Origin of the sequence: Listeria sp. ILCC796 (genome assembly GCF_900186175.1) — a bacterium.
Classification (GTDB): domain Bacteria; phylum Bacillota; class Bacilli; order Lactobacillales; family Listeriaceae; genus Listeria; species Listeria goaensis.
In genome coordinates this window covers 461,492-482,448 of record NZ_FYBV01000001.1, presented here as the reverse complement: position 1 = coordinate 482,448, position 20,957 = coordinate 461,492, and the positions used below count along the sequence as shown (strand labels likewise).

At 40.3% G+C, this 20,957-nt stretch carries 20 protein-coding genes and 1 CRISPR repeat array (1 of these 21 cut by a window edge); of the genes, 13 read left to right on the top strand and 7 right to left on the bottom strand.

The window, feature by feature from the left end; all coding sequences use genetic code 11:
* Positions 1 to 509: a CRISPR direct-repeat array (repeat unit 30 nt; unit sequence GTTTTAATCTATGTATTGTGAAATGTAAAT) (it extends 44 nt beyond the left edge of the window).
* 116 nt (positions 510 to 625) lie between these two features.
* On the bottom strand, positions 626 to 1,621 hold the full coding sequence (locus tag CFS04_RS02310; protein ID WP_088808988.1) for a 4-hydroxy-3-methylbut-2-enyl diphosphate reductase: 996 nt from the start codon (positions 1,619 to 1,621) through the stop codon (positions 626 to 628).
* A gap of 155 nt (positions 1,622 to 1,776) precedes the next feature.
* Between CFS04_RS02310 and CFS04_RS02305 the strand changes: the two genes are divergently transcribed.
* The 3 genes from CFS04_RS02305 to CFS04_RS02295 are packed head-to-tail and all read left to right on the top strand — an operon-like array spanning position 1,777 to position 4,931.
* Entirely contained in the window at positions 1,777 to 3,093 is a 1,317-nt protein-coding gene (locus tag CFS04_RS02305) for a DEAD/DEAH box helicase (protein WP_369821509.1), read from the top strand.
* Positions 3,090 to 3,992 (top strand): deoxyribonuclease IV, encoded by a 903-nt coding sequence (locus CFS04_RS02300; RefSeq protein WP_088808986.1) that lies wholly within the window; start codon positions 3,090 to 3,092, stop codon positions 3,990 to 3,992. Before CFS04_RS02305 ends, CFS04_RS02300 begins: the two co-directional genes overlap by 4 nt.
* A gap of 12 nt (positions 3,993 to 4,004) precedes the next feature.
* Positions 4,005 to 4,931: a manganese-dependent inorganic pyrophosphatase gene (locus tag CFS04_RS02295; protein WP_088808985.1), complete on the top strand. Its 927-nt coding sequence runs from the start codon at positions 4,005 to 4,007 to the stop codon at positions 4,929 to 4,931.
* Between the two features lie 39 nt (positions 4,932 to 4,970).
* On the opposite strand, the gene CFS04_RS02290 is transcribed toward CFS04_RS02295, so the two are convergent.
* Positions 4,971 to 5,672: a tryptophan-rich sensory protein gene (locus tag CFS04_RS02290; RefSeq protein ID WP_088808984.1), complete on the bottom strand. Its 702-nt coding sequence runs from the start codon at positions 5,670 to 5,672 to the stop codon at positions 4,971 to 4,973.
* A gap of 142 nt (positions 5,673 to 5,814) precedes the next feature.
* Here CFS04_RS02290 and CFS04_RS02285 point away from each other — a divergent pair, with 142 nt between their 5' ends.
* The 4 genes from CFS04_RS02285 to CFS04_RS02270 all read left to right on the top strand — a co-directional run bounded on the left by CFS04_RS02285 (position 5,815) and on the right by CFS04_RS02270 (position 8,846).
* On the top strand, positions 5,815 to 6,588 hold the full coding sequence (locus tag CFS04_RS02285; protein WP_088808983.1) for a metal ABC transporter ATP-binding protein: 774 nt from the start codon (positions 5,815 to 5,817) through the stop codon (positions 6,586 to 6,588).
* Positions 6,563 to 7,441, top strand: coding sequence for a metal ABC transporter permease (locus tag CFS04_RS02280; RefSeq protein WP_088808982.1), 879 nt, complete (start codon positions 6,563 to 6,565; stop codon positions 7,439 to 7,441). Before CFS04_RS02285 ends, CFS04_RS02280 begins: the two co-directional genes overlap by 26 nt.
* Positions 7,422 to 7,853, top strand: a complete 432-nt coding sequence (locus CFS04_RS02275) for a Fur family transcriptional regulator (RefSeq protein ID WP_088808981.1) — start codon at positions 7,422 to 7,424, stop codon at positions 7,851 to 7,853. The genes CFS04_RS02280 and CFS04_RS02275 overlap by 20 nt, the downstream gene beginning before the upstream one ends.
* A 126-nt stretch (positions 7,854 to 7,979) precedes the next feature.
* Complete coding sequence (locus tag CFS04_RS02270) at positions 7,980 to 8,846, top strand: peptidylprolyl isomerase (protein ID WP_088808980.1); 867 nt, start codon at positions 7,980 to 7,982, stop codon at positions 8,844 to 8,846.
* Positions 8,847 to 8,915: 69 nt separating this feature from the next.
* Here the strand turns inward: CFS04_RS02270 and CFS04_RS02265 are convergent, their stop codons facing one another.
* From CFS04_RS02265 to CFS04_RS02245, 5 genes are all read right to left on the bottom strand, one after another.
* The gene (locus CFS04_RS02265; RefSeq protein WP_088808979.1) at positions 8,916 to 9,494 is read right to left on the bottom strand and encodes a 3'-5' exonuclease; all 579 of its coding nucleotides are present in this window, start codon (positions 9,492 to 9,494) and stop codon (positions 8,916 to 8,918) included.
* 10 nt (positions 9,495 to 9,504) lie between these two features.
* Positions 9,505 to 9,831 carry an AzlD domain-containing protein gene (locus tag CFS04_RS02260; protein ID WP_088808978.1) on the bottom strand — a complete coding sequence of 109 codons (327 nt, stop codon included), beginning with the start codon at positions 9,829 to 9,831 and terminating at the stop codon, positions 9,505 to 9,507.
* Positions 9,831 to 10,523: an AzlC family ABC transporter permease gene (locus CFS04_RS02255; RefSeq protein ID WP_088808977.1), complete on the bottom strand. Its 693-nt coding sequence runs from the start codon at positions 10,521 to 10,523 to the stop codon at positions 9,831 to 9,833. The genes CFS04_RS02260 and CFS04_RS02255 overlap by 1 nt, the downstream gene beginning before the upstream one ends.
* Positions 10,524 to 10,623: 100 nt before the next feature.
* On the bottom strand, positions 10,624 to 11,733 hold the full coding sequence (gene ispG, locus CFS04_RS02250) for a flavodoxin-dependent (E)-4-hydroxy-3-methylbut-2-enyl-diphosphate synthase (RefSeq protein WP_088808976.1): 1,110 nt from the start codon (positions 11,731 to 11,733) through the stop codon (positions 10,624 to 10,626).
* Positions 11,734 to 11,845: 112 nt separating this feature from the next.
* Entirely contained in the window at positions 11,846 to 12,640 is a 795-nt protein-coding gene (locus tag CFS04_RS02245; protein WP_088808975.1) for a DUF1189 domain-containing protein, read from the bottom strand.
* A 288-nt stretch (positions 12,641 to 12,928) separates the two neighbouring features.
* On the opposite strand from CFS04_RS02245, the gene CFS04_RS02240 reads away from it, so the two are divergent.
* The 6 genes from CFS04_RS02240 to CFS04_RS02215 all read left to right on the top strand — a co-directional run bounded on the left by CFS04_RS02240 (position 12,929) and on the right by CFS04_RS02215 (position 20,871).
* Complete coding sequence (locus CFS04_RS02240) at positions 12,929 to 13,537, top strand: superoxide dismutase (RefSeq protein WP_088808974.1); 609 nt, start codon at positions 12,929 to 12,931, stop codon at positions 13,535 to 13,537.
* Positions 13,538 to 13,705: 168 nt separating this feature from the next.
* A complete protein-coding gene (locus CFS04_RS02235; protein WP_088808973.1) occupies positions 13,706 to 15,871 on the top strand; it encodes a penicillin-binding protein 2 in 2,166 nt (721 codons plus the stop codon).
* 149 nt (positions 15,872 to 16,020) lie between these two features.
* Positions 16,021 to 17,061: an aspartate-semialdehyde dehydrogenase gene (locus tag CFS04_RS02230; protein WP_088808972.1), complete on the top strand. Its 1,041-nt coding sequence runs from the start codon at positions 16,021 to 16,023 to the stop codon at positions 17,059 to 17,061.
* A gap of 11 nt (positions 17,062 to 17,072) precedes the next feature.
* Complete coding sequence (gene dapG / locus CFS04_RS02225; protein ID WP_088808971.1) at positions 17,073 to 18,278, top strand: aspartate kinase; 1,206 nt, start codon at positions 17,073 to 17,075, stop codon at positions 18,276 to 18,278.
* A gap of 26 nt (positions 18,279 to 18,304) precedes the next feature.
* Positions 18,305 to 19,189, top strand: coding sequence for a 4-hydroxy-tetrahydrodipicolinate synthase (gene dapA, locus CFS04_RS02220; RefSeq protein WP_088808970.1), 885 nt, complete (start codon positions 18,305 to 18,307; stop codon positions 19,187 to 19,189).
* Positions 19,190 to 19,203: 14 nt separating this feature from the next.
* Positions 19,204 to 20,871, top strand: a complete 1,668-nt coding sequence (locus CFS04_RS02215) for a ribonuclease J (RefSeq protein ID WP_088808969.1) — start codon at positions 19,204 to 19,206, stop codon at positions 20,869 to 20,871.
* The last annotated feature ends 86 nt before the right edge of the window (positions 20,872 to 20,957 follow it).

Below are 20,957 nucleotides of genomic sequence, written 5' to 3'. Positions count from 1 at the left end.
ATTGTTCGCATATTCTTCATGTTTTAATCTATGTATTGTGAAATGTAAATTGCGAGGAATAGACCTAGAACTAGACCTAGACCTAGGTTTTAATCTATGTATTGTGAAATGTAAATTCTCAAGGTGACTATCAGTACATGCAGTTTAAATTAGTTTTAATCTATGTATTGTGAAATGTAAATCTCAATCGGACAAGACGGCTGACGCTTTAGAAGCGTTTTAATCTATGTATTGTGAAATGTAAATCGAAGAACGCATTAGAAGTCTAGAAGTAGACAAGGTTTTAATCTATGTATTGTGAAATGTAAATTTGATTAAAGGTTATTTACGTGGTTCTGAAGGCGAAGTTTTAATCTATGTATTGTGAAATGTAAATGTGGCTGGGCTAAAGATAAATAGATTGCCCATGTGGTCTTAATCTATGTATTGTGAAATGTAAATGTTGTTAGACCTGAATAGGCTACATCATCTTGAATGGAGTTTTAATCTATGTCCTATGAACTGTATGTTTAGCCAAATAAAAAGTTAAAGCACAATTAGAGCATATATTAAAACAAAACAAAAAGCATAAATCCAGTAGTGATTCCATTTCAGAAATGGTTTTTACTGGGTTTATGCTTATTTTTTATCGACCGCCGTTTTTTAAATGTTCTAATCGGGCGCGGCGTTTTTCTTCCATGTTTTTCTTTTTGGCACGCGGTAGAATGGCTTCGGCGCTTATTTGGTGGTGGCGTTCCCAAGTTGTGGGGTCATCTGGTTCGTACTGGTCTAAAAAGACGAGCACTTCTCGGATAATATGTGTTGGCGTGCTAGCACCAGCAGTTATCGCCACTTTTTTAGCATCTTTAAGCCAATCTAAATTAATTTCGCTCACATCGGCCACTCGATATGCGGGGACTAAAGCTTTTTCAATCGAAACTTGGGCGAGACGATTCGTGTTATTGCTCCGCGGGTCGCCTACAACAATTGTGACGTCAGCGCCGACAGCTTGTTCTGCAACGGCTTCTTGGCGTGTTTGTGTCGCCATACAAATTTCTTTATGATTTTCTGCTTGTGGGTACAAGGTTTGAATGTAGTCCATCAAATCGAGGACGTCCCACTGGCTCATTGTCGTCTGATTCGTTACGAATATTTTTTCAGAAGAAAGGTTTAAAGCATCAATATCGGCCGCTGTTTCAACAAGGTGAACGATGTCAGGGGCAGTCCCGTAGGCGCCTTCTGGCTCTGGGTGGCCTTTTTTACCGATATAAATAACGTGATAGCCTTCTCTTTTTTTCTCTAAAATGAGGTCATATGTGCGCATAACGTCAGGACAAGTGGCATCAATCGTTACAAGTCCCTTTTCTTGTGCGATTTTTTTTACGCGAGGGGAAGTACCGTGTGCCGTGAAAATAACAGTTCCTGTATCAATTTTTTCGAGAATTGCTTCCCGATTTTCTCCGTCAACCGTGTAGATTCCAATTTCTTCAAATGCATCGGTGACATGTTTATTATGAACAATCATACCTAAAATATGAATAGGACGTGGCAAATTTGGATCAAGCGAAGCGTTTTTAGCAATGACCATTGCATCGACAACACCGTAACAATAACCGCGTGGGCTAATTTTGATAATTTCCATTGAATCCTCCTAAACTAAAAAAGCAAATTCTACATCTATTATAACGAAGAATCTTTTTTTTTGCTAGAACGCGTTTTTCTATATTTTTTTGTCGCAGTCATGCGCTGTAGATGGTATAATGGCACAAGGAACTGAAACGGAGTGAAATGATGACTATGAAAAAGACAAGGTTTGAACAATTTGGTTTTCAGCCTTTTATCAATGTTGCGATTGAAAAATTAGGTTTTTATGAACCAACAGAGGTGCAACAAAAGTTAATACCGGGCGTCATGCGCGGAGAAAGCATTATCGGGCAGTCGCAAACTGGAACGGGAAAAACGCATACTTTTTTACTGCCGATTATTGAAAAAATTAATCCGCATAAAGATGTTTTGCAAGCTGTTATCACGGCGCCAAGTCGCGAACTAGCTACACAAATTTATAACGAAGTAAAAAAAATTACGAAATACAGCGAGAACGACATTAGCGCGCAATTAATTATCGGAGGTACGGATAAAAAACGCGCGATAGAAAAACTTAAGAAACAGCCGCAAATTATTGTGGGGACACCTGGTCGTATTAATGATATGATTCGGGAAAACGCGCTACAAGTATACACGGCAAATGTGCTCGTCATCGATGAAGCTGACATGACACTTGACATGGGCTTTTTAAATGACGTGGACCAAATTGCTGGGAAAATGCCGCCTGAACTTCAAATGCTTGTATTTTCGGCGACTATTCCGCAAAAATTAAAACCATTTTTGAAAAAGTATATGGAAAATCCGCGCTATGAGCACATTACGCCAAATGTAGTGGCATCAAAATCAGTCACGCATGAATTAATTGCGGCCAAAAGTAAAAATAAACTCGACTTATTAAAAGATTGCTTGGTGACTTTCCAGCCATTTTTAGCCATTGTATTTACGAATACAAAGCAGACAGCAGATGAAGTTCATGCTGGGCTTGTTAGTCGCGGTTTAAAAGTGGCTAAAATTCATGGCGATGTGAATCCGCGCGAACGTAAACGGACGATGAAGGCCATTGAAAATATGGATTATCAATACATTGTTGCGACAGATCTTGCGGCAAGAGGGATTGATATTCAAGGCATTAGCCACGTTATTAATTATGAACTTCCAGACGATAATGATTTTTATATTCACCGTACAGGTCGGACGGGCCGGGCGGGGCACTCTGGTATTGCCCTTACCATTTTTGAACCAGCCGATGAGGATCGTTTAAATCAATTGGAGAAACTGGGAATTAGCTTTAAACATGTAGAGCTTAAAAAGGGCGAATTTGTTGAGGTTCAAGACCGCAATAAACGCGCGAAACGTGAGGCGAAACGTGAGGCAGCTGATCCGCGTGAAATCGGCATGCGTAAAAAAGCGAAACAGAAGCGAAAACCTGGTTATAAAAAGAAAATTAACTACAAAATGGCGGAAATTAAACGCCGTGAAAATCGTAAAAAGAATCGAGGGAAAAAATGAGCAATTTAAGAATTGGTTCGCACGTTTCGATGAGCGGCAAAAAAATGTTGCTAGGTGCAAGCGAGGAAGCGGCTTCTTATGGTGCCAATACGTTTATGATTTATACGGGTGCTCCGCAAAACACGCGGCGTAAACCGATTGAGGAATTAAATATTGAAGCAGGACTTGAGCATATGGCTGACAATGAGATGCAAGATATTGTCGTGCATGCGCCGTACATTATTAATATTGGTAATGCAGTTAAGCCAGAAACATTCGAACTTGGCGTAAGTTTCTTACGTCAGGAAATCGAACGCACCGCAGCACTTTCGGCGAAGCAAATTGTGCTACATCCGGGCGCGCATGTTGGGGAAGGCGCTGAAGTTGGGATTAAGCAAATCATCAAAGGCTTAAACGAAGCGCTTGATCCAAGTGTTGATGTGCAAATTGCACTTGAAACGATGGCTGGAAAAGGAACGGAAATTGGACGTTCTTTTGAAGAAATTGCCCAAATTATTGACGGGGTGACACATAATGAGCTTTTGTCAGTAACATTTGATACGTGCCATACGCACGATGCTGGTTATGATATTGTGAATGACTTTGATGGTGTTTTAAATGAGTTTGATAAAATTATCGGCATCGACCGTTTAAAAGTACTTCACATTAATGATAGTAAAAATGTTTGTGGGGCACATAAAGATCGTCACGCGAATATTGGATTTGGTCATATTGGTTTTGATGCATTAAATTACATCGTGCATCACCCGAATTTAATGTCCGTTCCGAAAATTCTCGAAACACCTTATGTGGGTGAAGATAAAAATAATAAAAAACCACCATATCGATTTGAAATTGAGATGCTGCGCAAGCAAAAGTTTGATCCCGATTTAATCGAAAAAATTATGGCTGATGAATAAGGAGAGATAAATATGGAAAAAATGTTAGTTTTTGGGCATAAAAACCCGGATACCGACACAATTTGTTCGGCGATAGCCTTCAGCGAACTAAAAAAGGCAGAAGGTTTTGAAGTGGAAGCAGTTCGCCTCGGTGAATTAAATTCTGAAACGGAATTTGTTTTAAAAAGTGCAGGCATCGAAGCCCCGCGTTTAGTCCAAACGGTTGCAAATGAAGTAACTACAGTGTGCCTTGTCGACCATAATGAAGCGCAACAAAGTGCAGACGATATTAAAAACGTGACGGTACATACGGTCATTGACCACCATCGTATTGCCAACTTTGAAACAGCAGATCCGCTTTATTACCGCGCAGAGCCAGTTGGATGCACGGCGACAATCCTATTAAAACTTTTTGTAGAAAAAAATATTGAAGTTCCAAAAACCGTTGCCAAACTGATGGCTTCCGCAATTATTTCGGATACATTGCTATTTAAATCCCCAACATCAACGGCAGAAGATCAAGCTGCGGCAGAAAAGCTAGCAGACATTGCGGGCATTGATCTACAAGCTTACGGCATGGAAATGCTCCGTGCGGGCGCCGATGTAAGCAAAAAATCCGTCGCTGAACTATTACTTGATGCGAAAGAATTCGATATGAACGGTCATAAAATTGAAATCGCACAAATTAATGTCGTAGATGAAGAAGATGTGTTATCACGCATGAGCGAAGTGGAACCTGTTATCCAAAAAGCCATTGCAGACAAAGGCTTAGGCTTATATTTATTCATCATTACCAACATTTTAACAAATGATTCTGTTGGTGTAGCGATTGGTACAGAAACAAATGCTGTAGAAGAAGCGTATAACGTGAAAATTGTAAACGGCAAAGCACCACTTGCTGGCGTTGTATCACGTAAAAAACAAGTTGTTCCAGTGTTGACAGAGATTTTCTCTAAATAATAAAAAAGTGCCAAGCGAAATTCCGCGCTTGGCACTTTTTTATTTATATTGCTTTAAACGGAACCAATTCAACATGAAAATCATAATCGCCATAATGAGCGCTGTATAGGCAACAAACGGTGCCAATGCGTAATCGCGAATGAAAATACCGATGAATGCCCAAACAAAAACGAGCGGCACAATAAAATCATTTTGCTTGTAACGAAATACGAGAACGAAGAAGCTTGCTAAAAGAAGTAAAATGATTGTTGCGCCAGATTGAAAGCTCACTAAGCCTAAGACATTGAAGTAATAACAAATGTTAGCAATTGTTGCCACGAAAATCCAGCCAAGATATACTGAAATTGGCACACGCCACAAACGTCGCTTTGAAATTTGCTTTTGATACGCATAAAATAATAGTAGCGAGAGAAGCAAGAGCAGCATCACAACGATGGATAAAAAAATCAAATTGAAATGCCACATAAAAATCCAAAGTGCATTTAAAAGGCTACTTGAAGTAAAGACAAACGCCAGTTGACTTGTCACGTGCTCACGTTTCACAGTCACGCCTACAAGCCAAACAAATAAGAGTAAGTAAATAAGACCCCAAATTGAAAACACATAACCGGCAGGTGTAAACAAGGTTTGATACCGATTGCTCACTTCGCCAGTCGTTACCCCGTTTAAAGGTAAAATATTGGCAAAAGCATTAACTGCCACCATTACAAAATACGTTATGTACATCCAGATTAAATTCATCTGTCGCACCCCCTGACAACTTATTTCCCTAAAGTACAAGAAAGTAATCTTTTTTCTTAATCAGATTCATTACGATTTACATTTTAACATAAATCCGCTATACTAGGAAAGTGCTTGAAAAGCTCAAAAAGGAGTTTTGAAAATGAAAGAAATCTTGGAAATAGCAGGGCTATCCTTTCATTATGATCATGAGGAAGTTCTTGAAAACATACATTTTTCTGTTAAAAAAGGAAGTTTTACAGGTATCATTGGGCCGAATGGCTCTGGCAAGTCAACGCTTTTAAAATTAATTTTAGGGCTTTTAAAAAATCAAAAGGGAAGTATTTCTTTGTTTGGCGAGAAACAGCAAAATTTTCGCCATTTCGAAAAAATCGGTTTTGTTTCCCAAAAATCAAACGCGTTCAATTCAGCGTTCCCGGCTACCGTGAAGGAAGTTGTGGCGAGTGGTTTAACCAAGAAAAAAGGGCTGTTTAAAATGTTAGGTAAAGCGGACAACGAAGCCATTTTCGAGGCGCTTAAAACCGTTTCAATGACGGACTTTTTAAACCGCAACATTGGCGAACTATCAGGTGGACAGCAGCAGCGCGTCTTTATCGCGAGGTCACTTGTCAGCAAGCCTGAAATGCTCATTCTGGACGAGCCAACTGTCGGCGTCGATGTAGAAAATGTTAAAGCGTTTTATGAGTTGTTAGGGAAACTCAATCAGACAAAAGAAATGACGCTAATACTTGTAACGCACGACATGCTTGCGATTAACAACTATGTCGACCATGTCATCAGCATCAACAAGCGAATTTTGTTCGATGGGAGTACGCGCGATTATCATCTTTATTTAGAAGAACGTGAAATCGAAGCGGCCACAGAAGGGCTAGAAAGAGAGGGAACGCATTGTGATTGCCACACTGTTTCAATATGATTTTATTCGCAATACCTTTATTGTCGGCCTTGTCATCGGCATTGTGGCACCGCTTCTAGGTAGTTTTATTGTCGTCCGCAAGCTGTCTCTTATGGCAGATGCGCTTAGTCACGTAACATTAGCCGGCATCGCCGTAAGTTTGTTTTTAAGTAAAACGTATGTACCGCTCGTCAGCTTAAATCCACTTTATTTAGGATTTGGCTTTGCGACAGTTGGTTCGCTCTTGATGGAAAAACTGCGCTCCGTCTATAAACACTTTGAAGAGCTCGCCATTCCAATTATAATGTCCGCCGGCATGGGATTTTCCGTCATTTTCATTTCGCTCGCAAACGGTTTTAACACAGATTTGTTTAGCTATTTATTTGGGAGCGTCAGCGCAGTAAGTAGAAGCGATATGTACACCATTGTCGGCATCGCTGCATTTGTTTTTATCGTGATTTTGCTTTTGTACAAGGAATTATTTTTACTTTCGTTTGACGAAGAATATGCACGCGTTTCAGGAATTCGTGCTAAAGCCTTCGATATTATCTTTATGGTACTTGTTGCACTCGTCATCGCGAGCTCCATGCGCATCGTTGGCATCTTGCTCGTATCGTCACTGATGACCTTGCCTGTTGCAGCGGCAATCCGTATCGCGAAAGGCTTTAAGCAGACGATTATTTTCGCGATTATTTTTGGGGAAATTTCCGTTATTGTTGGTCTTGTTAGCGCCTATTACTTAGACTTAGCGCCAGGTGGAGCCATCGTTTTATTATCTGTCATCATTTTAATTTTAACAATGGTTTATCAAAAAATCCGCATGCGCTTTATTCTTGCGAAAAGAGGTGAAGAAAATGGCATTATCAGCGAGTGAAGCACTCCTAAAAATGAAAGATTCCGGGTATAAACATACCGATAAACGCCAATTTCTAATTGAATTATTTGCACGTAAAAATTGCTATTTAACCGCAAAAGACGTTCTTGAAAACATGAAAGACGATTTTCCCGGCATTAGTTTTGACACCATTTACAGGAATTTATCGCTGTTTGTTGACCTCGGAATTTTTGAAGAAACAGAACTTTCGGGTGAAAAAAACTTCCGCCTAGCATGCTCACACGAACATCACCATCATCATTTCATCTGTCTAGGTTGCGGAAAAACAAAAGAAATTATGATGTGCCCGATGGATTTCCTAACCGAAGCACTTCCCGGATACGAAATTGAAGGCCATAAATTCGAAGTTTATGGAAAATGCCCTGATTGCTTAAAAAAAGCAGCCAGTTAACTAGAAAACAGAAATGATACCCTCATTTCTGTTTTTTTTGTTCATATTTCATTCATAATTATGACGCAAACCTTTCAAAACTATCGTTTATACTAATTGAAGATAGTGAAAGAAAGGAAGTCGTACATGAAACTCAAACAAACTTTAATTGTACTAGCCGCAACAACAACACTCATTTTAGGAGGGTGTTCAAGCAGTGCCGTTGTTAAAACGGACGCAGGAAATGTTACAGAAAGCGAATTATATGAGGCGCTTAAAACGAGTTACGGAAGTGATGCCGTTCAGCAGCTCACTTTTGAAAAAATCCTCGAAAAGAAATATTCTGTATCCGACAAGGAAGTGAGTGCAGAATATAAAAAATATGCGGAGCAATATGGGGATAGTTTTGAATCAACACTTGCATCCAATAATTTAACGGAGGAAAGTTTTAAAGATAATATAAAATATAACTTACTCGTTCAAAAAGCAACGGAAGCAAACATAAAGGTGACGGATAAAAAGTTGAAGGAATATTATAAGACTTGGGAACCCGATATTACGGTTAGCCATATCCTTGTTGATGATGAGGCCACTGCGAAAGAAGTGAAGGAAAAACTTGATAATGGTGAAAAATTTGCAGATTTAGCCAAAGAATATTCAACAGACACATCCACTGCTGAAAATGGTGGTTTGCTTGATCCGTTTGGTCCAGGCGAAATGGATGAAGCCTTCGAAAAAGCGGCGTATGCGCTTGAAAATAAAGGCGATGTTAGCGAACCAGTAAAATCTTCTTACGGCTACCATATTATCCAATTGGAAGAGAAAACGGAGAAAAAATCTTTTAAAGAAGACAAAAGTAAGGTGAAGGCTGCTTACATAGAGTCGCAAATGACATCCGAAAACATGACAAAAGCGCTTAAAAAGGAATATAAAGCAGCCAATATTAAAATCAAAGATAGCGATTTGAAAGATGCTTTTTCTGATTACACCGATTCGAGTACGGCTACTGAATAAAAGATAAATCCCGCAAAACTCCATTTTAAAAGATGGTATTTTGCGGGATTTATGCTTATTCGTTTTACTTTATACTTTGGCGAAATTGGCACCGTTAATTTGTCCGAAGCGGTAACCAATTGAGTTGATGAGTGCTGGGACGGTGGAAACTTCTTTGATTTCTGCGAGCTTTAAGACAATTTCTGCGGCGGCTTTTGAATCGTCAAGTGCGTTGTGGTGGTTAAAGTAAATGCCGAAGTAGTCCGCGACCTGGTTTAAACGGTGGCTTTTTAACGGCAAGATTTGCTGTGACAAAATGCAGGAGCAGAAATAGTCATTTTCAGGTAAAATCAATTGGTATTTCTCTGCTGATTTGCGGAAGACGCTAATATCAAAACTCGCGAAATGCGCAGTGACCGGTGTTGTGCCGATAAATTCGCTAATGAAAGGATAGATTTCTTGAAAGGTTGGAGCGTCCAGCACATCGTCAGGGTAGATGCCGTGGATTTCAATATTCCGCCTGTAAAATGGTTCTTCGGGATTGATTAGGGAATAAAATGTATCGCGAATTTGGCCATTTTCGACTTTTACAATGCCAATCGAGCAAGGACTTGTTCGGCTTCCATTCGCGGTTTCAAAATCAAGCATACAGTAATTAAGTTGGTTCATCAAATACCTCCTAGAAGAAAAATCGAAGTGCGGCCATTGAAATGATGCCAATCACAACGACCCAAAGTAAGTTTTTAGTTAAAATAGCAGTCAGAATAGTTGGTAGAGCAGCCAAAAATGGGAAAAGATTGATAGACGGAAAGTTACCATCATGTTCCGTGAGCAAGCTTTGTATAAATAAGGCTGTCAAAATGCATAACGGGACATAGGAGAGGTAACTCATGAGCAAATCTGGTAGTTTCATTTTTCTAACAAAAAGAAAAGGCAATACGCGCGGGATAAACGTGACGATGGCGCAACCGATTATCGCGAGGAAGGTGTATGTGCTGATGGCCATTAGTCTAAAATCACTCCAATCAAACAGCCTAATAGTGTCGCGCTAAGAACGGCGAGCTCAGGTGTCATAAAGCGCATGAACAAGAAAACAAGTAGCATAACCGTTGCCATGACAAGTAGCGACGTTTTGATTTTCTTACTTTTATCACTGATAAGCTGTAAATATAGTAGGCCAATAAACATGGCGGTTAAAGCAAAATCAAGACCAAACATTTCAGGATTAGGTAACCAACTCCCAATAATAGCGCCGAATAAACAAGCTAAAATCCAAGTGGCGTAAGCTGTTACGTTTAATCCATGCATCCACATGACGTTGATGCTTTTTTTATTCCCAATTTGGTTCATAGCGACGGCAAAGGATTCATCTGTTAGAAGAGCACCAATCCCGATATTATGTAAAATCGAGTCTTTTTTAAAACTTGGGGCTGTTGCCATGCTCATCAGGAAATGCCGCGAATTAATAAGAAAAGTGGTTGTGACAAAGGCTGAAATAGGACTTTGAAGTAATAATAACCCGCAAATGATAAACTGAGCTGCTCCCGCATAAACAAGTGCAGAAAGAAGTGTAATCTCAAGGAAGCTTAAGTGGGAGGCTTTTCCAACAACGCCTGCAGCAATCCCGATGCCAACATATCCTAAAACAGTTGGTAAGCAAGCTTTTACGCCATCTAGAAAAGTTAATTCTTTGTTCATTTAAATCTCCTTTTTTATAACTCATCATAGCATAATTTAAGATGTTTAGGAATAAAATAAATGCAGGTGCAATTTTTAATCGCACCTGCATTTATGAGTGTTACTTTGCCGCAGCTTCTTCAGCTGCCTTTTTAGCGAAATATTCTTCAGCCAAAATGTCAATTTCTTTTTTAAGTTCATCGACCATGATATCCTCAGGCACTTTGCGCACAATTTTACCGTGGCGGAAGAGGAGGCCTTCACCTTTAGCTCCCGCGATACCAATGTCCGCTTCACGCGCTTCGCCAGGCCCATTTACGGCACAGCCAAGCACAGCAACTTTAATGGGCGCTTTAATTGTAGAAATATATTCTTCAACTTCATTCGCGATGCTGATTAAATCGATTTCAATTCGGCCGCAAGTTGGGCAAGAGATTAACGTTGCAGCATTGGAAGAAAGGCCGAATGATTTTAATAATTCACGCGCGACTTTCACTTCTTCAACTGGATCGGCACTAAGCGAAACGCGGAGAGTATTACCAATTCCGCGGCTCAAAATGGCGCCAAGACCAGCAGCACTTTTAATGCCTCCAGCAAATTGTGTCCCAGATTCAGTGATTCCAAGGTGGAGTGGATAATTAAATGCGCGACTCGCCTTATCATAGGCCTCAATGGCTAAGTTTACATCGGAGGCTTTTAAAGAAACGATAATGTCGTGAAAATCTAAATCTTCAAGTATTTTTATGTGGTGCAAGGCACTTTCAACCATACCGTCAGCAGTTGGATAGCCATATTTTTGAATAATTTTCTTTTCAAGGCTACCAGCATTGACACCAATACGAATTGGAATGCCTTTCGCTTTCGCCGCATTCACGACTTTTTCAACGCGTTCACGGCGACCAATGTTACCAGGATTAATGCGGATTTTATCCACACCCGCTTCAATCGCTTTAAGCGCCAAACGGTAATCAAAATGAATGTCAGCAACAAGAGGAATATGGATGCGTTTCTTTATCTCGCTAAGCGCATCAGCAGCTCGCTCATCAGGACAAGCAACTCGAACAATTTGGCAGCCCGCCTCTTCCAATCTTAAAATTTCAGCAACCGTTGCCTCAACATCATGTGTTTTTGTCGTCGCCATACTTTGGATAAATAATTCATTACTACCGCCAATGGTCAGATTTCCAACTTTTACAGGGCGTGTTTCCGTACGTAATATTCTCTCGTTCAAGGACAATTCGCTCCTTTATAGTGTTTTTCACCTAGTATCATACCATTTTTTTAGGGTTAAAGCACGATTTCTAGTATGAGAATTTGATAAGAAAAATGCGACTTGCTGCGTTTTATTCCTGCTCTTTCGTTTTTTGGGGCAGCGATCTAATCGCGAGAAAGAGAACAATTAACGTAACAACCAAATTGATTTCCATACCATAAGGAACCGCTATTTGAAGCCATTCCATAATCATCGTAAACGTTGCAGAAAGCGTAATTGCATAAGTCGCCATCATCCAGTTTTCCTTGTAAGAAATGCCGTTTCGGCCAAAGCCAGTTAAAATGTATCCAAACAATCCGTAAAGACCAACTCGGAAAAATGTTGATCCAAGTGCAAATAAAAAGATAATCAATAAAATAATCGGGATGAAAACTTTGGACATATCAGTGATTGACGCATACAGACTTAAAACATCATCTTTATCTTTAATCCCAAGTGTGTCATAGCTGACAGATTGTGAAGTGCCAGCAGCCGTCACATAAATTTCTTTAGACAAGAAAGCAAATGCTCCGTCATAAGAGCCGATTTTATTATCGACAGCATCTTCATCTAGTGTTCCACTCGCATCAAAATAAACATGCAAGTTCCCTTCATCAATTGAAATCGGCAGGTCGTCTTTGGAAGGATCTTTCGTAACAAGTTTACCACCTTCAATTGTAAAATCAGGAATTTCATTTTTTAACGTGCTTTCGCCAACTTTGAGCCCATTGTTTATAGTCGTTGTTGTGAAATAGGCGAGCGGGAGAAACATGACGAAAGTTAAAACGATGATGTAGAAAATACTTGAACCTACTTTATCTTTTCGGAAGGAAGCAATATCTGCAGGAGAAAAAAGGCTTTTCCAAAAACGTTTAAAAATATTCATTTTTTTCGTAAGCACCTCACAGCTTGTTTTAAATTTTTCGAAAAGGGAAGAGAGAACTGTGTGTACATATTCTCAACTTCTTTCGCTATTTCATCATAGCTTTATTTGAACTGAAAATCAATTCAAGCAGAAAAATTGCATGTGATTTCGGAAAGTGCTAGTCTAAAAGATGTAAGCGAGAGGATAAAATGGTACGGGTGAAGCTGTTTTTCAGAAGAAAGCTAAGTCTATTGGCATAGTCTGATTTGTTTACGCACAATCAAAATTATTTTCAAGGAGGAATTTTAAATGACTTATGAATTACCAAAACTACCATATACTTACGATGCGTTAGAACCTAACTTTGACAAGGAAACAATGGAAATCCATTACTCAAAGCATCATAATACGTATGTTACAAAATTAAACGACGCTTTAAAAGGTCACGACGATTTAGCGAGCCTTCCTGTAGAAGAATTAGTTGCTAAATTAGATACTGTACCTGAAAATATCCGCACGGCTGTCCGTAATAATGGCGGCGGTCATGCAAACCATACATTATTCTGGTCCATTTTAAGCCCAAGTGGCGGCGGCGAACCTGCTGGCGAATTAAAAGCAGCTATCGATGCTAAATTTGGAAACTTTGCTGATTTCAAAGCAAAATTTGCTGATGCCGCAACTACTCGCTTTGGCTCTGGCTGGGCTTGGCTCGTTGTTAAAAATGGTGAGCTTGAAATTATCAGCCTACCAAACCAAGATTCCCCATTAAGCGATGGCTACACACCAGTTCTTGGCTTAGATGTTTGGGAACACGCTTACTACCTTAAATTCCAAAATCGCCGCCCAGAATACATCGATACTTTCTGGAACGTAGTAAATTGGGATGAAGTTGCAAAACGCTTTGCAGCTGCTAAATAAGTTTAATATCTAAACTTTTAAACCGTGATTGGTTAGTGACCAGTCACGGTTCTTTATTTTTTCTTATACTATTTTTAATTAAATTCTAACTTGCAGAAGGTGGAAAGTTTGTTAGTTTTCGGCTACAATGTAAAGAGGCATTATCTTTTAAGAGAGGGTTTGTGATAGGTGAAACTGAATTTTAGAAAAAAGAAAGATAAATCAAAGAAAAAAAAGCGTGCCGTCATACCACTCCGACTCAATATTCTTTTCTTCGTCATCTTTATTTTGTTTTCTGTACTCATTCTACGCCTTGGCATTGTCCAAATTGTTCAAGGGGATACGTATAAAAGACAACTAGAAGAAACTGAAAATGTTACAGTCTCAAAAAATGTACCACGTGGTGTTATTTATGACCGCAATTATAATCTTTTAGTTGGAAATACAGCAGTAAAATCGATTACGTATACAAGAAGTCAACAAACAAAACCATCTGAAACTTTGCAAGTTGCGCAAAAGCTCGATAAGATGATAAAAGTTGAACCTGAAAAATTAACAGAACGCGATTTGCAAGATTATTGGATTTTAACAAATGAACAAGAATCGCTTAGCCGATTAACAGCCAAAGAACAAGCACTTGATGCTTCTAAATCTTATAAAATCCAAGTTGAAAAAGTAACAGATAAAGATTTAGCGAGCTTAACAGCGGATGATAAACGTATCGCTACGATTTATAAAAAAATGACAAGCGGTTATGCGATGACCGAAGCGGTTGTGAAAAGCAAAGATGTCACAGATCAAGAAATCGCTAGAGTTAGTGAAAATTTAGAAAGCTTGCCAGGCGTTGATACAACCACAGACTGGAATCGCTTTTATACGTATGATGAAACACTCCGCTCAATTTTAGGATCGGTTTCATCAGCAAAAGAAGGGCTTCCAAAAGAAAAAGCAGAATATTACTTATCGCAAGGCTATAGCCGAAATGATCGTGTCGGAAAAAGCTATCTAGAAGCAGAATACCAAAACGTTCTCGCTGGACAAAAATCGCAATCAGAAAGCGTACTTGACAGTCAAGGAAATATTATCGAAACGGTACAAAAAAATGAGGGCTCAAAAGGAAAAGACCTCGTTTTATCCGTAGACGTTGAATTCCAAAATGCTGTAGAAGAAATTTTGCGAAATAATATTAAAAAAGGTAAGTCTTCTGGTGGATCTGATTTGCTTGATCGCGCATTTGTCGTCGCGATGGATCCATACAGTGGTGAAGTTTTAAGTTTAGCTGGACAAAAAATAAACGACAAAGGCGAATTTGAAGATTATTCCCTTGGAACGTTTACAACCGCCTATAATATGGGGTCAGCTGTAAAAGGTGCCACGGTTTTAAGTGGGATTATGAGCGACGCCATCACAAAAGATACAGTTTTTGTCGATCAGCCAATTGTTTTCAAAGGTACAAAACCAAAAAGTTCTTGGTTTAATAGAAACGGGGAGCGCTCGCTTGCGCTTAACCCAGTTGGCGCACTTGAAATTTCATCAAACTCCTACATGTATCAAGTTTCCATGAAAATGGGGGGCGCGAAATACGTGCCAAACGGTCCGCTTCGTGCGCCGCTTTCAACTTTCGATGAAATGCGTTATTATTACAATCAATTTGGCTTAGGCGTCCGAACAGGTATTGATTTGCCGGGCGAACAAGTTGGGTATAAAGGTCAAGATGATACAATCGGTAAAATTCTTGACTTTGCAATTGGACAGTATGATTCTTATACGCCGCTTCAACTTGCGCAATATGCGTCAACGATTGCAAACGGCGGTTCACGTATTCAGCCATCTATGGTGAAGGAAATCCGCAATCCAAGTACTTCAGGCGACACCGTTGGAACGGTTGCATCTAGCAACGAACCAAAAGTGTTAAACCGTTTAGGTGTTACGGAGGCGGATATTAAAACAGTACAAAATGGTTTTTACCAAGTAACACACGGACCAAATGGTACAGCGCGTACTGTTTTCGGTTCTGCGGACTATGATGTAGCAGGAAAAACTGGTACGGCCCAAGGTTTCTATGATGGACCTAAAACAGCTTCAAAAATGGCCGAAGTTTGGAATACGACTTTTGTTGGCTATGCACCTGCCAAAAAACCAGAAATTGCTATTGCCGTTGTTGTCCCGTGGGAATATCGTGATGGATATAGTGACAGCAAAATCAATATGAGTATTTCAAAGGAAGTCTTAGATAAATATTTCGAACTGAAGAAGAAACGTTCGGAACAGAAAAAAGAAACTTCAAATGTTGACCAACCTATTAATAATCTGCAAGCAGCACGAGCGGCACAATCGAAACAAACGGAAAAATAATAGGTAAGGCCTTGTCTGAAAATCAGGCGAGGTCTTTTTTTCAAAAAAAGTGGAAAAGAACTGCGAAATAGTGCGTTTTATGATATGATAAATAGAGTTTAAAGTGAACGATCACTTTGATGAAAGCAAAAATGAAGGAGGAATAATGAATGACAAAAAGCTATCATGTTGCCGTTGTCGGTGCGACTGGCGCAGTAGGAACACAAATGATTCAGTTATTAGAAGAGGCGGCGACGTTTAAGATTAAGCAAATTTCTTTCTTATCTTCCGCACGTTCTGCAGGACAAAAACTTACTTTTAAAGGAAAAGAAGTTATCGTGCAAGAAGCTACACCTGAGTCTTTTAATGGTGTTGATATAGCTTTATTTAGCGCAGGTGGCTCGGTTTCGAAAAAGTTTGCCGAGGAAGCCGTGAAGCGTGGCGCTATTGTGATTGACAATACAAGTGCATATCGCATGGATGAAAATGTTCCACTCGTTGTCCCAGAAGTGAACGAAAGAGCGCTAAAAAAACATCAAGGTATTATTGCCAACCCAAATTGTTCGACCATTCAAATGGTGGCGGCACTTGAACCTATTCGCAAAGAATGGGGCTTAAATCGGATTATTGTGTCCACGTATCAAGCGGTTTCTGGTTCTGGCGTTTCTGCCATTCAAGAACTGAACGAACAATCACGCGCGGTGTTAGATGACAAACCTTTTACGCCTGAAATTATGCCCGTCAAAGGTGACAAAAAGCATTATCAAATCGCGTTTAACGCGCTACCGCAAATTGATGTTTTCACCGAAAATGACTATACATACGAAGAGATGAAAATGATCAATGAAACGAAGAAAATCATGGAAGATGCTTCTATCAAAGTAGCCGCAACGTGTGTGCGAATTCCCGTTGTTTCTGGACATTCTGAATCCGTTTATATTGAAGTTGAAAAAGAAACAGACGTGGCGAAAATTAAAGCTTGTTTGAAAGAGGCTCCAGGCGTTGTTTTAGAAGATGATCCAGAAACGCAACTTTATCCGCAAGCGGCAAATGCGGCTGGGAAAAAGGAAGTTTTTGTTGGACGAATTCGTCGCGATTTAGATAATCCGCTAGGTTTCCACTTATGGATTGTATCGGATAATTTACTCAAAGGAGCGGCTTGGAACTCCATTCAAATTGCAGAGAGCCTAGTTAAATTAGAAATTATTTAGAGGTGCAAGGAATGAAAATGATAGTTCAGAAATTTGGCGGGACGTCGGTGCAAAGTCCGGAAACACGCGAAATGGCATTTAAGCACATTAAACGTGCCGTTTCTGACGGCTACAAGGTCGTTGTGGTTGTGTCAGCAATTGGGCGTTACGGCGATCCTTATGCGACTGATACGCTACTTGAATTGATTGGCGCTAAAAAGACGAAGCTTTCAAAACGTGAACAAGATATGCTGCTTTCTGTTGGGGAAACAATTTCCTGTGCAGTTTTTACGAATATGTTGAAGGAATCTGGCGTGTTGGCAGAAGGGTTTTCAGGTGGGCAGGCTGGTATTCGCACGACGCCTAATCATTTGAATGCGAAAATCTTGGAAGTGGACACCGAACGAATTACAGCTGCTTTAGAAAAAAATGATGTTGTCGTAGTTGCAGGTTTTCAAGGCGTTGATGAGCATCATGATGTGACGACGCTTGGTCGCGGCGGTAGTGATACGTCCGCTGCGGCTCTTGGTGTTGCGCTTCGTGCGGAATATGTCGATATCTTTACGGACGTCGATGGCATGATGACAGCAGATCCGCGCATTGTCGAACATGCGAAAAGCTTACGGCAGGTGAGCTACAATGAAGTGTCCAACATGGCATATCAAGGGGCGAAGGTGATTCACCCGAGAGCTGTTGAGATTGCGATGACAGCAAAAATTCCGATGCGCATTCGCTCCACTTATTTGGACGGAGAAGGCACGCTGGTCGCTAGCGGAGAAGCAGGGCACTTTGATGTGAAGGAGCGCCTCGTAACAGGCATTGCTCACGTAACGGATTTAGTACAAGTTTCCGTGCAAACAGATGCCAAAAGAACGCAGGAATCAGCTTTTGCACTTTTAGCAGACGGCGGAATTAGCCTTGATTTTATCAATATTTCGGCCACGAATATCGTGTTTACCGTTCCAGAAGAAAAAAAAGAAACCGTTGAAAAACTTTTAAAAGCAAAAGATTTTTCGGTTATGTCTAAAACGGAGTGCGCGAAAGTTTCAATTGTTGGCGCGGGCATCACAGGAGTACCAGGTGTCACAGCGAAAATTGTACGCGCACTTGCCCAAAAAGGCATTCAAATTTTACAATCCGCAGATAGCCATACGACCATCTGGGTTTTAGTCAGCGAAGACGATTTAATTCCAGCAGTTAATGCTTTACATGATGAATTTTGTCTTGATTTTGAGTAATTCCCTACTATTTAGGAGGAATAAAAATGAACTTTGGGAAAGTGATTACGGCGATGGTAACGCCGATTCATCCAGAAAAAAATGTAGTCTGCCGCAAACGAATTCATGCTTTAGTGAATTACTTGATTGAAAATGGAACGGACGCGCTTGTTGTTTCAGGAACAACGGGTGAGTCACCAACTTTAAGCCACGATGAAAAAATCAAATTGTTTACAGAAGTGGCGAAAGCAAATGATGGCCGCGCGAAACTAATTGCAGGTACAGGATCAAATAATACCGACGAAACAATTCGGTTCACAAAAGAAGTGGCCGACCTTGGCGGCTATGACGCTGCACTAATTGTGGCGCCGTACTACAATAAGCCAAATCAAGATGGGCTTTATGCGCATTTTAAAGCAGTTGCTGAAAATTCGCCGTTGCCGGTGATGATTTATAATATTCCGGGTCGTTCTGTCGTTAATATCGAGCCAGAAACCATCATTGAACTCGCGAAATTAGACAATATCGTTTCTGTTAAGGAATCCAGCGGGAACTTAGATAATATTTCCAAAATTATTGAAGAAACAGCAGCTGATTTCTCCGTTTATAGCGGAGATGATAGCTTGACGTTGCCTATTTTAGCTGTTGGCGGGCACGGCGTGGTATCTGTTCTTAGCCATGTAGCGGGTCCTGAAATGCAAGAAATGATTCATTCGTTTGAAAATGGGGAAGTGAGAAAGGCGGCCGCGATTCATCGGAAGTTGCTTCCGCTCATGACTGGTATTTTTGCCGTTCCAAACCCAGCTCCAACGAAGTTTTTACTACGAGAATTAGGGGTTGATGTTGGCCCTGTTAGACTTCCTCTTGTCGATTTGAATGCTGTGCAAGCGGAAAAATTACAATCTATTTATAAACAAGCGAAAAAAAGCTAAAGGAGGTTTCCGCTTTGACAATTAAAAAAGCGAAACAGATAAAAATCATTCCTCTTGGTGGAGTGGCTGAAAGCGGAAAAAACATGTATGTGGTAGAAGTGGACGATGAACTTTTCGTCCTTGATGCGGGGCTGATGTTCCCAGAAGATGAATTGCTCGGCATCGATGTGGTCATTCCCGATTTCCGCTATTTGGAGGAAAATAAGGACCGTGTTAAAGCGATTGTACTATCGCACGGACATGAAGATGCGATTGGCGCCTTACCGTACTTACTTCAAAAAGTAAAAGCGCCAGTTTACGGGACGGAGCTTACGATTGAACTTGCGAAAGCTTCTGTAAAAGAGTATAAAAAAGTGCGCTTTAAAAATTTCCACGTGATTGATGAAGATAGTGTCATTGAATTTAAAAAAGCAAATATTCGTTTCTTCCGGACAACACATACGATTCCTGATTCCGTTGCGATCGTTGTTGATACTAGTGAAGGCGCGATTGTTTACACAGGAGACTTTAAAATTGATCAATCGGCGAAAGATGGCTATGAAACAAGTTTGAGTGCCATTGCTGATATTGGAGAGTCGGGCGTTCTCGCGCTTCTTTCCGACAGTTCTGAAGCGGAACATCCTGGGACAACTTCTAGCGATAGCGACATTGAGGAAGAAGTGCGTCACGCTTTCCGCACAGCAGAAGGACGAATCATTGTGGCATGCGTAGCCTCAAACGTCATTCGCTTGCAGCAAGTTTTAGATGCTTCTGCCGCAACAAAGCGTAAAGTCGTTATTGTTGGAAAGGAATTGGAACGAGTAGTAGAGATAACAAGACGCCTTGATAAACTTATTGTCGAAGATGATTTGATTATTTCTCATAAAGACATGAAGAAATACAAAGATCATGAAATTACGGTGATTGAAACGGGGAATCTAGGCGAGCCCATTCAGTCGCTGCAACAAATGACAAGAGGTAACCATCCGCAGCTTAACATTAAAGCGGGCGATACGGTTTATGTCACTACGACACCAAGTCCTTCGCTTGAAACGATGATGGCGAAAACAATGGATATGCTTTACCGGGCGGGCGCTCGTGTTCTGACAATGAGTCGCAATTTATTCATTTCTGGTCACGGGAGTCAAGATGATTTAAAATTGGTCTTAAACTTGTTGAAACCGACGTATTTTATTCCCGTTCACGGAGAGTATCGGATGCTCATTAGTCATGCTAAATTAGCTTATAGTGTCGGCATTCCGAAAACGAACGTTTTTGTCGCTGGGAAAGGCGATGTGGTAGAATATAAAGCAGGCAAAATGACAATGGGCAATCGTGTTTATGCTGGCAATACGCTCATTGACGGTTTAGGTGTTGGCGATGTTGGTAACATTGTCTTGCGCGACCGCAAATTGCTTTCAGAAGATGGTATTTTCATTGTGGTTGTAACATTAAACCGCAAATCGAAAACAATTGTGTCGGGTCCTGAAATTATTTCGCGTGGCTTCATTTATGTGCGCGAATCGGAACATTTGATTGAGGAATCGGCCAAAGTGGTGAGCAAAATTGTTTTAGACAACTTACAAGAAAATGAATTTGAATGGGCGAAACTAAAACAAGATATTCGTGATAAATTAAATCGTTATTTGTTTGAGCAGACTAAACGTAGACCGATGATTTTACCGATTATTATGGAAGTTTAACAAAACTGCAAAGCCAGCGATGGTTTTGCAGTTTTTTGCCTCCCTGTTCAATAAATGATATGATAAACACAATATTTCATTAAAAA

Excerpts from the sequence above, each read along its gene's own strand:
- dapG (WP_088808971.1), top strand. The coding sequence starts at position 17,073 with ATGAAAATGATAGTTCAGAAATTTGGCGGGACGTCGGTGCAAAGTCCG.
- CFS04_RS02290 (WP_088808984.1), bottom strand. The coding sequence starts at position 5,672 with ATGAATTTAATCTGGATGTACATAACGTATTTTGTAATGGTGGCAGTT.
- CFS04_RS02270 (WP_088808980.1), top strand. The coding sequence starts at position 7,980 with ATGAAACTCAAACAAACTTTAATTGTACTAGCCGCAACAACAACACTC.
- CFS04_RS02300 (WP_088808986.1), top strand. The coding sequence starts at position 3,090 with ATGAGCAATTTAAGAATTGGTTCGCACGTTTCGATGAGCGGCAAAAAA.
- CFS04_RS02285 (WP_088808983.1), top strand. The coding sequence starts at position 5,815 with ATGAAAGAAATCTTGGAAATAGCAGGGCTATCCTTTCATTATGATCAT.
- dapA (WP_088808970.1), top strand. The coding sequence starts at position 18,305 with ATGAACTTTGGGAAAGTGATTACGGCGATGGTAACGCCGATTCATCCA.
- CFS04_RS02245 (WP_088808975.1), bottom strand. The coding sequence starts at position 12,640 with ATGAATATTTTTAAACGTTTTTGGAAAAGCCTTTTTTCTCCTGCAGAT.
- CFS04_RS02305 (WP_369821509.1), top strand. The coding sequence starts at position 1,777 with ATGAAAAAGACAAGGTTTGAACAATTTGGTTTTCAGCCTTTTATCAAT.
- CFS04_RS02240 (WP_088808974.1), top strand. The coding sequence starts at position 12,929 with ATGACTTATGAATTACCAAAACTACCATATACTTACGATGCGTTAGAA.
- CFS04_RS02310 (WP_088808988.1), bottom strand. The coding sequence starts at position 1,621 with ATGGAAATTATCAAAATTAGCCCACGCGGTTATTGTTACGGTGTTGTC.
- CFS04_RS02275 (WP_088808981.1), top strand. The coding sequence starts at position 7,422 with ATGGCATTATCAGCGAGTGAAGCACTCCTAAAAATGAAAGATTCCGGG.
- CFS04_RS02295 (WP_088808985.1), top strand. The coding sequence starts at position 4,005 with ATGGAAAAAATGTTAGTTTTTGGGCATAAAAACCCGGATACCGACACA.
- CFS04_RS02260 (WP_088808978.1), bottom strand. The coding sequence starts at position 9,831 with ATGGCCATCAGCACATACACCTTCCTCGCGATAATCGGTTGCGCCATC.
- CFS04_RS02265 (WP_088808979.1), bottom strand. The coding sequence starts at position 9,494 with ATGAACCAACTTAATTACTGTATGCTTGATTTTGAAACCGCGAATGGA.
- CFS04_RS02230 (WP_088808972.1), top strand. The coding sequence starts at position 16,021 with ATGACAAAAAGCTATCATGTTGCCGTTGTCGGTGCGACTGGCGCAGTA.
- CFS04_RS02255 (WP_088808977.1), bottom strand. The coding sequence starts at position 10,523 with ATGAACAAAGAATTAACTTTTCTAGATGGCGTAAAAGCTTGCTTACCA.